The 12239-nt window shown below is 57.5% G+C and carries 12 protein-coding genes; all 12 read left to right on the top strand.

What is annotated here, in order from left to right:
* The first annotated feature begins 55 nt into the window (after positions 1-55).
* A complete protein-coding gene (locus AC2FIB_RS21055) occupies positions 56-1129 on the top strand; it encodes an ABC transporter ATP-binding protein (protein ID WP_496737664.1) in 1074 nt (357 codons plus the stop codon).
* Positions 1130-1177: 48 nt separating this feature from the next.
* Positions 1178-2389: an ABC transporter substrate-binding protein gene (locus AC2FIB_RS21050; protein ID WP_108859138.1), complete on the top strand. Its 1212-nt coding sequence runs from the start codon at positions 1178-1180 to the stop codon at positions 2387-2389.
* 66 nt (positions 2390-2455) lie between these two features.
* Entirely contained in the window at positions 2456-3478 is a 1023-nt protein-coding gene (locus AC2FIB_RS21045; RefSeq protein ID WP_058273413.1) for a carbohydrate ABC transporter permease, read from the top strand.
* A 1-nt stretch (position 3479) separates the two neighbouring features.
* Entirely contained in the window at positions 3480-4634 is a 1155-nt protein-coding gene (locus AC2FIB_RS21040; protein WP_496737665.1) for a carbohydrate ABC transporter permease, read from the top strand.
* Positions 4635-4761: 127 nt separating this feature from the next.
* Positions 4762-5292 (top strand): ester cyclase, encoded by a 531-nt coding sequence (locus tag AC2FIB_RS21035; protein WP_282153304.1) that lies wholly within the window; start codon positions 4762-4764, stop codon positions 5290-5292.
* 11 nt (positions 5293-5303) lie between these two features.
* Positions 5304-6635: a histidinol dehydrogenase gene (gene hisD, locus AC2FIB_RS21030; protein WP_496737666.1), complete on the top strand. Its 1332-nt coding sequence runs from the start codon at positions 5304-5306 to the stop codon at positions 6633-6635.
* On the top strand, positions 6632-7684 hold the full coding sequence (locus AC2FIB_RS21025; protein WP_496737667.1) for an ester cyclase: 1053 nt from the start codon (positions 6632-6634) through the stop codon (positions 7682-7684). Before hisD ends, AC2FIB_RS21025 begins: the two co-directional genes overlap by 4 nt.
* Positions 7684-8448 (top strand): SDR family NAD(P)-dependent oxidoreductase, encoded by a 765-nt coding sequence (locus AC2FIB_RS21020; protein ID WP_496737668.1) that lies wholly within the window; start codon positions 7684-7686, stop codon positions 8446-8448. The genes AC2FIB_RS21025 and AC2FIB_RS21020 overlap by 1 nt, the downstream gene beginning before the upstream one ends.
* Positions 8448-9491, top strand: a complete 1044-nt coding sequence (locus AC2FIB_RS21015) for a LacI family DNA-binding transcriptional regulator (protein ID WP_496737669.1) — start codon at positions 8448-8450, stop codon at positions 9489-9491. Before AC2FIB_RS21020 ends, AC2FIB_RS21015 begins: the two co-directional genes overlap by 1 nt.
* Positions 9488-10477 (top strand): nuclear transport factor 2 family protein, encoded by a 990-nt coding sequence (locus tag AC2FIB_RS21010; protein WP_496737670.1) that lies wholly within the window; start codon positions 9488-9490, stop codon positions 10475-10477. The genes AC2FIB_RS21015 and AC2FIB_RS21010 overlap by 4 nt, the downstream gene beginning before the upstream one ends.
* Before the next feature lie 192 nt (positions 10478-10669).
* Positions 10670-11635, top strand: coding sequence for a cupin domain-containing protein (locus AC2FIB_RS21005; RefSeq protein ID WP_496737671.1), 966 nt, complete (start codon positions 10670-10672; stop codon positions 11633-11635).
* The gene (locus AC2FIB_RS21000; RefSeq protein WP_058273406.1) at positions 11632-12234 is read left to right on the top strand and encodes a class I SAM-dependent DNA methyltransferase; all 603 of its coding nucleotides are present in this window, start codon (positions 11632-11634) and stop codon (positions 12232-12234) included. The genes AC2FIB_RS21005 and AC2FIB_RS21000 overlap by 4 nt, the downstream gene beginning before the upstream one ends.
* Positions 12235-12239 lie beyond the last annotated feature (5 nt).

Here is a 12239-nt window from a genome sequence, read left to right as displayed (position 1 = left end):
TATGCGAATTACAGTTTTGCAAACGTATGCAAAATGATTCCTTGCAGGGGGCACCATGGCGGAAATTCAATTGCGGAACGTCGGCAAGCGATGGGGCTCATTCGTTGGGGTTCACAATTTCGACCTGACCATTGCTGATCGCGAGTTTCTGGTCCTGCTCGGCCCCTCGGGTTGCGGCAAGACAACGACGATGCGGATGATCGCAGGGCTTGAGGACGTGACCGAGGGCGAAATCCTGGTCGATGGCAATGTGATCAACGATCTGGAGCCGAAGGACCGCGACGTTGCGATGGTGTTCCAGAGCTACGCGCTTTATCCCAACATGAACGTCTATGAGAACATCCGCTTTCCGCTGAAGGTGCGCGGCATCGACCCGTCGACCCACGACGAGAAGGTACGCCGCGCCAGCGCGATGGTAGAGTTGGACGATTTTCTGCATCGCAAACCCGCCGAGCTCTCAGGTGGTCAGCGACAGCGTGTGGCACTCGCCCGTGCCATTGTGCGCGAACCAAACGTGTTCCTGATGGACGAGCCGCTGTCGAATCTTGACGCCAAACTGCGGGTCTCCACCCGGGCGCAGATCAAGAACCTCAGTCACGAGCTGGCGGTGACGACGATCTATGTGACCCATGACCAGATCGAAGCGATGACACTGGCCGACCGCGTTGTGGTGATGAAACAGGGCGTGGTGCAGCAGGTTGGCAGCCCCACGGAAATCTATGACATGCCGGCAAACACGTTTGTGGCCAGCTTCATTGGTTCACCCGCGATGAACTTGATGGATGGCGACGTTTCAAGCGGAATGTTCCGTGCCGAACACGTCGAAATCCCAGTGGATGCCCCAGACGGTCCTATGACGCTGGGCTTCCGCGCCGAGGATGCCAGCCTTGCCGAAGGGCAGGGCCAGATCACAGCGCCGATCTACACGCTGGAATTGCTGGGCGACGCGACCATGATCTCGGTCCGGGTCGGCGGTGCACTGGTTTCGGTCAAAGCCGATAAAGCCTACCGCGCCGAGATTGGCGAGACGGTCTCGTTCTCGGTGCCAAAAGAAATCTGTCACCTCTTTGAAGCTGAAAGCGGTGCGCGGATTGGGGAACGCCCCCGCAAACAGCCCAAACGGGCTTAACACCGGTCCGGACGTCGACGACGGACCGATCCTGACAGGGAGAAACGCATGAAACTCAAGACGATCCTAATGGCAGGTGCCATGTCCATCGCCGCCACCGGCGCATGGGCGGAATGCGCCTTTGAAAATGATGTGCCACTGAAATCGCTGTCCGCCGGGTTTGAAGCCTGGAAAGCGGTCACCGATGCAATGGCGGAATGCGGCAACTTCAGTGCTTCACTGGACCAGGAATTCCGTGAAAAGCAACCCGAAGCCTTTGCGGCTGATCCCGCACTTTATCAGATCGGCGGTGTATCGAACGCAACACTGGTCCCCTTGCTGAACGCGGGCACGATCCGCCCTCTGGACGATCTGGTTGAAAAATATGGCCAGGATTTGCTGCCCAACCAGTTGATCAAAGTGGACGGACAAACCATGGCCATCGCGATGATGGTGAATGCGCAGCACCTGATGTATCGCGACGATGTTCTGGCTGAACTGGGCATCGAAGAGCCGAAGACTTATGGCGATGTTCTTTCCGCAGCTGCCAAGATCAAGGAAGCCGGCGTCATGGACTATCCCATTGGTGGGACGTTCAAGACCGGTTGGAACCTTGGTCAGGAGTTCGTCAACATGTATTTGGGCGAGGGCGGTTCGTTCTTTGGTGACGGCAACATGCCTGCCATCAATAACGAACAAGGCGTAGCAGCGCTTGAGACATTGAAGGCCATGACCGAGTATATGGACCCGGAATATCTGGTCTCTGACTCGACCTATGTGCAACAGCAGTTCCAGCAGGGCAAGATTGCAATGGCGAACCTGTGGGCCAGCCGTGCCGCTGCGATGAACGATGAGGCCGAAAGCCAGGTCGTTGGCAAGGTGACCATGGCCGCGGCTCCAATGGGATCGGCGGTTCCGGCGACCACAATCTGGTGGGACGGTATTGTTCTGGCTTCGAACATGAGCGACGAAGAAGCGGATGCTGCCTTCCGCGTCGCACTTGAGGGCATGGACACCGATACGGTCAGTGCGAACAACGATGTCGCAGTATGGCTGAGCACGGCCTATTCGGCAGGTCCTTTGGCTGCAGGTGCTGCAGCGTCCGCTGAGGGCGGTGCCAAGGCTTACCCGGCTTCCGGTCCTATGGGCATCATGCACACCTCGTTGGGTAACGGGCTGGCCGACTACCTGACCGGTGCCAAAGACGCGCAGACGACTCTGGCCGATATCGAGGCAGACTACGTCACTGCCGCGAAAGAAGCGGGTCTGATCAGCAACTGATCCTCCCTTGGGAGGGCTATGGCCCTCCCATCCCTTTCCCCCGAGAACCATTAGAAAGGCAGAGCCATGAACTTCCGGACATTTGCTGCTTTTGTCGGTCCCTCTGTCTTTATGATGCTTCTCTTCATCGCGTTCCCGCTGGTCAGCGTGTTCAAGCAGAGTTTCTATATCACCCAGCCGATCTATGAGACGGTTGAAAAAGAAACTTGTACCCCCGGTTTCCTGACCCAGACCTGTGTGACCGAAAAGGTGTCGCAGCCAAAGCTGGATGAGCATGGTGAGATCATCACGCAAACCCAGTATGTGGGGTTGCAAAGCTATCGCAATGTTCTGGAACCTGACCGCGCATGGCGCGCCATAAGTGACGGCAGCTGGCATGTGCTGTCGACGATCAATTTCTGGAAGGCCCTGCGGTTCACGCTGACGTTTACTTTGATCACCCTGCCGCTGGTGGTCGGTTGCGGGTTAGGGATCGCGATCCTGATAAACAATGCCGCGCGTTCTATCCGCGGTCCGGTGATATTCGTCTCTCTGCTGCCTTTTATCATCACTCCGGTGATCGGAGTGCTGTCAATCAATTGGCTGTTCCGCGGCGACGGTATCCTGACTGCGATGATGGAATGGTGGCTAAACCGCGATATCGCTCTGTTTGCCCAGGCTTGGACTATCGAAGTTCTGATGATGATCTACCGTGTCTGGCACGTGGCGCCCTTTGCGGCCATCATCTTCTATGCCGGTCTGCAAACGGTCAATCAGGACAGTCTGGAAAGCGCGGTTATTGACGGGGCAACCCGCTGGCAGCGGCTGAAATACATCGTCATTCCGCATCTAATGCCGCTTATCATCTTCGTCTCGATGATTCACCTAATGGACAGCTACCGCGTGTTCGAAGAGATCGTTGGCTTCTCAAGCCAGGGCTATGTGATCTCGCTACAGTGGTTGACGTTTGACTACCTGACGCCGGATCAGGCGGGCAACCGGTCGATCAGCCGGGCCTCAGCCAACTCAATGCTGACCATGATTGGCGTTGTTATCCTGCTTATCCTGCCGCTGCGCCGCACATGGCGCGATCATAAAGGAGGCCACTGACATGTCCTCGCGCGCGCTTCGCCAACCGCTCAGCCTGCGGCTGACCTCGAACATCTTTCTGGCGCTTTGGTGCCTGATCGCGGCCTTCCCGATCTTCTGGATCGTGGTGATGAGCTTCAAATCGCCAGTCGATGCATTCGACAGTAACGCGCTGAACGTGATTTTTGGCCCGGCCACGCTGGGCGTCGGTAAGGGGCTGTCGCTGCTGGATATCATTCTGGGCGTCGCGGTGATCTGGGCAACGATAATCATCGCCACCAAAACACTGCCGTCGATGGTAAAATCTTACTCGAAACCCGGACAGGAATGGTTCGGCTGGGTCATTGGCGTACTGGTCGTTTTGGTGGGCTTTCTCGTGGTGTTCTTTGTCGTCCTGCCGGCCGTTCAAAACGTGCTCAACCCGTGGGTCGGGCCCTTGGGCCGGGACGTGCTTGGCCTGACCACCGAACACTACAAGACCGTCTGGATTGACCGGGGCTTTTCAAACAACTTCAAGAACTCCCTGATCGTGACAACAGGTGTGGTGACCGTGTCGCTGACCGTTGGGACGTTGGCGGGATATGGTCTGGCACGGTCTGGATCGACTTTGGCTTTCTGGATCCTAATTGTCGCCTTGGTGTTCCGGGCCCTGCCGCATTCGGTGCTGGTGGCTGGTTATCTGCCGGTTTTCATCAACTCGGCTGAATGGCTGGCCCCGATCCTGGGTGAAAATGCACCAACACTTTACGGCAAGCCATTTGCGGTGATTGCTGTTCTGGTTGCGATCAATCAGCCATTCACGATCTGGATGCTGCGTTCGTTCTTTCAGAATATCCCGGCAGAACTGGATGAGGCCGCCCGCGTTGATGGTTGCAGCCATTTTCAGGCCTTCCGCCGTGTGATCATGCCGGTAATGTGGCCGGGGGTGATCACCACAGGCCTGTTCAGTTTCCTGCTGGCGTATAACGACTTTCTTGTCACCGCGTTGCTGCTGGATGCGCAGAACCAGACCATGGTTCCCGCTATTGTCGGCATGTTCAACCGCGAGACGACAACAACCGATCAAGTGGTCGCGGTTGCCGCCGCCGTGTCGATCACTGCGCCGCTGATCTTCCTTGTTCTGATCTTCCAGCGCCAGATCGTCAGCGGTCTGACAGCCGGAGCGGTCAAAGGCTGATGAGCAACCATGCACGCCATAACGCCATGTCGCGCCATCCGGCGCTGAACAGGATGCCGAGGGACTTTCTGAGTATTGGGGGTACACCCTCCAAACTCTCCCTCTGACAACCTGAAAGGATAAAGACATGAAAGGTTCCCGTCCCGAACAAGCGGTTCTGACCCGCGACACGGACATGAGCAAAACCGAAGACACGCGCCGCGTGATCGAAACCATGGTTGATGGTCTGAACGACCACCGCATTGATGACATCGGAGAATTCTTCACCCAAGGCTTCCGCTGGATGGGCAATCAAGGCTGCGGAACCAAGACTGGCCTGAAAGAGTTTCAGGAAAACTGGCAGCGCCCGTTTCAAGCGGCGTTTTCGGACAAGACCTGCATTGATGAGGCCCGCCTTTACATGGGCGAGTGGGCGGCAGCCTTTGGCCGTCAGGAAGCCACGCATTCTGGTGAGTTTCTGGGCATTGCCCCAACCGGAAAACGGGTTGAGATCCGCTACATGGACTTCTGGAAAGTGGTCGACGGCAAGATCGTCGACAACTGGGTGAATGTCGATTTCGCACATGTCGCGGCGCAACTGGGCGTCGACCTGTTCAACGGCGAAGGCTGGGAAGCATTTGACCGGGGTGAGAAATGTCCACCCCGGCCCGAAAACTGAGGATTGGAAACATGGCAATCGAGTATCTTAAACGCGGCAAATCCGATGCGGACCGGGCGGAAGATGATGCCAAAACCCGCGCCGTGGTTGAGGCGACCCTGAAAGACATCGAAACCCGCGGTGACGCTGCGGTACGTGAGTTGAGTGAGAAGTTCGATAACTACTCGCCAGCCTCGTTCCGCCTGAGCCAGCAGGAAATCGATGACTTGATCGGTCAATTGACCGATAGGGAACTGGCCGACATTAAATTCGCCCAGGAACAGGTGCGCAACTTTGCGCAGGCTCAGCGGGATTCAATGCTGGACATTGAGGTCGAAACCCTGCCGGGCGTGATCCTTGGCCATAAGAACATCCCCGTACAATCGGTCGGATGTTATGTCCCTGGCGGTAAGTTCCCAATGGTGGCCTCAGCCCACATGTCCGTGGCCACGGCTTCGGTCGCGGGTGTCCCTCGTATCATAGCCTGTACGCCTCCGTTCAAAGGCAAGCCGAACCCAGCAGTGATTGCGGCCATGCATTTGGGTGGCGCGCATGAGATCTACGTTATGGGTGGCATACAGGCCATTGGTGCGATGGCTTTGGGCACCGAGACGATTGATCCGGTTCACATGCTGGTTGGTCCCGGCAACGCCTTTGTCGCGGAAGCGAAACGCCAGTTGTTCGGGCGCGTCGGCATTGATCTGTTTGCAGGTCCCACCGAAACCATGGTGATCGCGGACGAGACCGCGGCAGATGCCGAGCTATGCGCAACCGATCTGCTGGGACAGGCCGAACACGGATACAACAGCCCCTGCGTGTTGCTGACAAACTCTGAAAAGCTTGCCAATGAGACGCTGTCCGAGGTGGACCGCCTGTTGGGCATCCTGCCGACCGCCGACACTGCGAAAGTGTCCTGGGATGAATACGGCGAGGTGATCGTCTGCGACACGTATGACGAGATGCTGCAGGTCGCCGATGATATCGCCTCGGAACATGTGCAGGTGATGACGGATCGTGACGACTGGTTCCTTGAGAATATGACCTGCTATGGCGCGTTGTTCCTTGGTCCGCGCACCAACGTGTCAAACGGGGACAAGGTGATTGGTACGAACCACACGCTGCCAACGAAGAAGGCGGGGCGCTATACCGGCGGGCTTTGGGTCGGGAAGTATCTGAAAACGCACAGTTATCAGAAAGTTCTGACCAACGAGGCGGCGACACTAATCGGCGAATACGGCTCGCGTCTGTGCATGTTGGAAGGTTTTGTGGGCCACGCAGAACAGTGCAACGTCCGCGTGCGTCGCTATGGCGGCATTAACGTGCCCTATGGCGAGCCGGCGCCTTATCGGGATGCCGCTGAATGAGTGATAGGCATACACAGCATAAGGCCCTGATCGCTCCGCTCAGGGCCGCGATGTATGATTTTTCCGAGGCCAGTGTTCGCGCGGCACTGGCCGAGGTAACGGCCTCGGACGCCGTTTTCCACCTATGTCATCCCTTTGGCGACAGCATTGGCAGCGACGCTTTCTATGACAGCGCCTATAAAGACCTGTTGACTGCCTGGCCCGATCTGGAACGGCGGGATTACATCGTCATGGGTGGACCGGATGAACATGGTTCTGACTGGATTGGATGCGGCGGCTACTACACCGGTACGTTCACCGGCCCGTGGCTGGACATCCCGCCGACAGGCCACCAGGTCACCATGCGGTTTCATGAGTTTTACCGTTTCGAAAACGGCAAAGTTGCTGAAATGCAAGCCCTTTGGGATATCCCCGAGGTGATGATGCAGGCAAGTGCCTGGCCCATGGCCCCCAGTCTTGGCCGCGAATGGCACGTGCCCGGGCCGGCCACGCAGGACGGGTTGGTGCCTGGGCCCCATGATGAGGCCAAAGGTAAAGAAACCTGCAAACACATCATCGACATGCTGGAGCACCTCAAGAAACACCCGTCGCAAGGCGGCCCCGAGGTGATGGAGATGGAGCGGTTCTGGCATCCCCGTATGAATTGGTATGGCCCCTCAGGCATCGGCACCGGGCGAGGCTATGCAGGCTTCCGCAACTGGCACCAGATTCCGTTCCTGAACGGGATGCCGGATCGCGGGAAATACGTCGAGGACATTACCTACCATTTCTTCGGCGATGGCGAATACGCGGCCGTGACCGGCTGGCCCAATATGATCCAGACCGTCACTCATGATGGATGGTTGGGCATCGCGCCCTCGGGCAAGAAGATCACAATGCGCAGCCTCGATTTCTGGCGGCTGGAAAACGGGCGCATTCGAGAAAACTGGGTGTTGGTCGATCTTCTGGATGCGTATCGCCAACTAGGCGTTGACGTCTTCGCCCGTCTACGGGAATTCAACAAAGCCCGAAACATAGGGCGCATTGAAATACCGGATGGAATGAGCTGATGACTGAACTGCCACGCACCCCTTCGTTTTCCCTGAGCGGAAAAACCGCTCTTGTGACCGGAGCCTCTTCGGGCATCGGGCAGGGTTGTGCCGTGGCGCTGGCCGAGGCGGGCGCGCATGTCGTCTGTGCGGCCAGAGGCGAAGATCGGTTGAATGCAACTGTCGCTGCTCTGCAGGCAGAGGGGTGGTCGGCCGAGGCGCTGGTTCTGGATCAGGGCGATCTGGATGCGCTAAAGCAGCTTTTTGAAACGCGCAGCTTTGATGTCGTGGTGAATTCGGCCGGCGTTGCACGGCACAGTGCTGCTATTGAGACAACGCCTGAGGATTTCGATGTTGTCACGGGCGTCAATCTGCGTTCCGCTTACTTCCTGTCGGCCTATGCCGCTCGCGCCTTGATCGAGGCTGACAGGCCAGGTTCGATCATCCACATCTCCAGCCAAATGGGGCATGTTGGAGGGGTCGAACGGGCGCTTTATTGTGCCACCAAGCACGGGCTTGAAGGGATGGTAAAATCAATGGCCATCGAGTGGGGCAAGCAGGGCATCCGGATCAACACGGTCTGCCCGACTTTCATTCGAACGCCTCTGACCCAATCCACCTTTGACAACCCAGAACGCGCCGCGTGGATCTTGGACAAGATCAAACTGGGTCGCGTGGGCGAGGTCGAGGATATCATGGGCGCGGTACGCTACCTCGCTTCGGACGCCGCTGCTCTGGTCACAGGCACCTCGATGTTGATTGATGGAGGTTGGACGGCAGACTGATGGCTGAGAAAGTAACATCACTTCAGGTCGCCCAGCTTGCAGGTGTAAGTCAGTCTGCCGTTAGCCGCGTCTTCACGCCCGGTGCCTCGGTCAGCAAGAAGACGGAAGAAAAGGTGCGCAAAGCCGCGACCGAACTTGGCTATCGCCCCAATGTGTTGGCGCGCGCGATGGTGTCGGGCAAAAGCCGCATCATCGGTTTGGTCGTCGCCTATTTGGACAACTATTTCTACCCCGAAGCGCTCGAGAAGCTGTCGAACGAGTTGCAGGAGCAGGGGTATCACGTCCTGATTTTCATGGCCTCCAGAACCGCCGGAAACATTGACGACGTTATGGAGGAAATTCTTGATTATCAGGTTGATGGCGTGATCTTGGCCTCGGTCGCGATGTCGTCCGATATCGCAACACGGTGCCAACAAGCTGGTGTGCCGGTCGTGCTGTTCAACCGTAGTCAGGATATCGACGGGATCACCTCGGTGACCTCTGACAATTATTCCGGCGGCCGCAAGGTCGCTGAATTCTTTATTGCCGCAGGCCACGGTCGCATCGCTTACATTGCCGGTTGGCAGGGTGCCTCAACCCAGCGAGACCGCGAGGCCGGGTTTCGCGCCGCTCTCGGTGATGCAGGGCAGGATCTGTACGCCTACGAAATCGGAGAGTTCCTGACCGAAAATGCGCGACTGGCCGCGCGCCGCATGTTTGATGTTGAACCGCAAAAACGACCCGACGCGGTGTTCGTCGCCAATGACCATATGGCGCTTGCCGTGATGGACGTCATTCGGTTTGAACTTGGAATGCGTATACCAGAAGATGTTTCTGTCGTTGGATACGATGACGTACCGCAGGCCGGATGGCTTGCCTATAACCTCACCACCATTCGTCAGCGCGCCAACTTGATGGTTGCCGAGACCGTTGACGCCTTGTTGGACCATATTGAAAACCCGGCAATTGCCGCAGCCCGCAAGGTCGCGATTGATGGACCGTTGATCGTGCGCACCTCGGCGCGGCTGCCCAAAGGCTGGACCCCGCAAAGGATGAAAACATGAAAGGCTTTGATCCCAAGTTCCGGGATTTTCCCGACTATATCATCGGAATTACCAAAGAGATCTGGGAAGACCGGGGCATCGCAACCCTGCACGAGTATTACAGCGAAGATATCGTCGTTCGCTCACCCGGTTCGGTGGTTCTGGGAAATCAGAATGTGATCGGCGCCACGATGGCGACCCTGGCCGAGTTTCCGGATCGGCAGTTGATGGGTGAAGATGTGATCTGGTCGGGCACGCCGGAAGAGGGCATGCTGAGCTCTCACCGCATCCTTTCCACGGCCACGCATCTGGCCGAGGGGGTTTATGGCAAGCCTACGGGTACAAAACTATGCTATCGAATTCTGGCCGACTGCCACGCCATCGACAACCAGATCAACGACGAATGGTTGATCCGCGATCAGGGCGCGATTGTGCGGCAGATGGGCTGGGACCCGAAAGAATACGCCGCTGATCTGATTGCGCGCGAGGGCGGTAAGGACAGCTGCACCAAACCTCTGACGCCCGAGATCGATCAGCCTGGCCCCTACAAGGGCCGTGGCAACGATAATGAGTGGGGGCAGCGATATGCTGATATCCTGACCCGGATCATGAGTGCCGATATGGGCACAATCGCGGCTGAATATGACCGTGCGGTGCAGTCTGAGTATGTGGGCGGTGTCACGGGGCACGGCTGGGATGCCGTCGATCGTTTCTGGATGGGGCTGCGGGCAAGTTTCCCGAATGCTGAATTCAAGGTTGAACACCAGGTTGGGCGCGACGACCCGGATATGCCGCCGCGATCAGCAATTCGCTGGAGCCTTTGGGGCAAGCATGACGGTTGGGGCATGTTCGGGGCGCCGACGGGGGCACAGGTTTATGTCCTCGGGATCAGCCATGCCGAGTTTGGCGCACTGATTGCGGGGCAGCCGCAGTTGCGCCGTGAATACACTCTGTTCGATGAAACCTCGGTCTGGAAGCAGATCCTGTTGCAGAGCGGAGAGGTCTGAGTGGCCCGCCCGGTCGCATATCGTATCCTTGCAGGTGGTCTACGTGAAACCGGAACCCGTCGACGTTTCCATATGTTCCGTCAAAGCCTGCGGGCGCGGCGATTGAACCTGCGCCCGCCAGGGGAGTGAGCGCCTGTGCCGCCAGAGCACACAAGCTTGCATTCCTGAAAACAAAATATCGGATCATACGTCATGACCAAATCAGCCATCACTTCCCGCATTGTCCGCTACGGCGAGCTCCAACCCTGTAAAACCGCATTTATCGATGCCCATACGCCGGGCAGCGATCAGAAAGAGAATTTCACGATCATCGGCGGTGGCGTGTCAGAATCTCCGGATCAGCACGTGCACATCACCGACAAGATCGGCTTCAACATCGGTGCCGCCGGTCAGCCGCCGAAATGCCGGAACTCATTGCACAGCCACACAACGGCCGAGGTTTTCTTTGTTGCCAAAGGACGCTGGCGCTTTTTCTGGGGCCGTTATGGCAACGCTGGTGAGTTCATCGCCGAGGAGGGCGATATTTTCAACATCCCGACCGGTATCTTCCGTGGTTTCGAAAATGTTGGCCAAGACTACGGTATGATCATGGCAATCCTGGGCGGAGACGACGCGGGCGGAGGCGTCAAGTGGGCCCCGCAGGTCATCGAAGACGCGCAGGCGCATGGTCTGATGCTGGGCGACAATGGCGTTCTGTACGACTCCAAGAAAGGGCAGGAGCTGCCTCATAATGTGCGCCCAATGCCCTTGCTGACCGAAGAGCAATTGAAGGGCTACCCTGAGGTTCCGGTTGAGGATGTCGTCGGCAAATATGTTGCACGGTATTGGGATCTGATGGCGTTGTCGGCCAAAAAGCCTGCGCAGGTGATTGGTGAGAGCGGGTTGATCAAGGATAAGCCGGGGTTTGCGGTAGACTTCCTTGGCCGGGGGTCCTCTGTGACCGAACCGATTGCGGCGGATAAACCTGTGGTTCTGATGCCAGCCAGCGGTCACTGGTATATCTCGATCGACGAGCACGAAACCACAATTTCGACAGGTGACACGGCTCTGGTTTTACCCGGTGAATCCTATAGCGTTCAGCCATCAATGACCGGGCAGGCGGGCCTGTACCGGATCACTGCAACCGATGAACCGGCAGGAGCGACCTGGACAGGATGAGCGCAGACCCGAACGACACCCAAGCCATATATGAGCGGCAAGCCACAGAGTATGACATGCGCCGCTCAAAAGCCCTTTTCGAGGCGCGCTGGCTGGCGCGCTTCACGGCCAGCCTCAAACCGGGTGACCACGTACTGGATCTGGGCTGTGGCACAGGCGATCCCATTGCGCGCTGGTTTATGGCCGAAGGGTTTGATGTCACGGGTGTCGATTTTTCCGCAGCCATGCTGAACATCGCCAAAGAACGCTGGCCGGACGGGGATTGGCGGAAAGCTGACATGCGGGATTTTGAGCTGGATCAGCAATTCGATGGGATCATCGCCTGGAACAGTTTTTTTCACCTGACGGCAGATGAGCAGAAGGGCTGCATCACCCGCATGGCACGCCATTTACATAACGGTGGAATGCTGATGCTGACCGTAGGCCCACGCGCCGGGGAAGTCAGCGGTACGGTGGGATCAGAGCTTGTCTACCACGCCTCGTTGTCCCCGGCCGGTTATGCAACGTGCCTTGAAGAGAACGGGCTGCAATTGACCGGCTTTTTGGCCGAAGACCCTGAAACCCAAAGCCATACTGTGCTGATGGCACGAAAACTGTAAGGAGG

This window comes from Ruegeria sp. YTSA072 (assembly GCF_059610285.1).
Note: the sequence above shows the minus strand (reverse complement) of the source record. Positions and strands in the feature narration are given on the sequence as shown.

What these genes read in the sequence shown, in the direction of transcription:
- AC2FIB_RS21035 (WP_282153304.1), top strand. Translation starts at nt 4,762, where the DNA reads ATGAAAGGTTCCCGTCCCGAACAAGCGGTTCTGACCCGCGACACGGAC.
- AC2FIB_RS21040 (WP_496737665.1), top strand. Translation starts at nt 3,480, where the DNA reads ATGTCCTCGCGCGCGCTTCGCCAACCGCTCAGCCTGCGGCTGACCTCG.
- AC2FIB_RS21055 (WP_496737664.1), top strand. Translation starts at nt 56, where the DNA reads ATGGCGGAAATTCAATTGCGGAACGTCGGCAAGCGATGGGGCTCATTC.
- AC2FIB_RS21020 (WP_496737668.1), top strand. Translation starts at nt 7,684, where the DNA reads ATGACTGAACTGCCACGCACCCCTTCGTTTTCCCTGAGCGGAAAAACC.
- AC2FIB_RS21045 (WP_058273413.1), top strand. Translation starts at nt 2,456, where the DNA reads ATGAACTTCCGGACATTTGCTGCTTTTGTCGGTCCCTCTGTCTTTATG.
- AC2FIB_RS21025 (WP_496737667.1), top strand. Translation starts at nt 6,632, where the DNA reads ATGAGTGATAGGCATACACAGCATAAGGCCCTGATCGCTCCGCTCAGG.
- AC2FIB_RS21015 (WP_496737669.1), top strand. Translation starts at nt 8,448, where the DNA reads ATGGCTGAGAAAGTAACATCACTTCAGGTCGCCCAGCTTGCAGGTGTA.
- AC2FIB_RS21000 (WP_058273406.1), top strand. Translation starts at nt 11,632, where the DNA reads ATGAGCGCAGACCCGAACGACACCCAAGCCATATATGAGCGGCAAGCC.
- AC2FIB_RS21010 (WP_496737670.1), top strand. Translation starts at nt 9,488, where the DNA reads ATGAAAGGCTTTGATCCCAAGTTCCGGGATTTTCCCGACTATATCATC.
- AC2FIB_RS21050 (WP_108859138.1), top strand. Translation starts at nt 1,178, where the DNA reads ATGAAACTCAAGACGATCCTAATGGCAGGTGCCATGTCCATCGCCGCC.
- AC2FIB_RS21005 (WP_496737671.1), top strand. Translation starts at nt 10,670, where the DNA reads ATGACCAAATCAGCCATCACTTCCCGCATTGTCCGCTACGGCGAGCTC.
- hisD (WP_496737666.1), top strand. Translation starts at nt 5,304, where the DNA reads ATGGCAATCGAGTATCTTAAACGCGGCAAATCCGATGCGGACCGGGCG.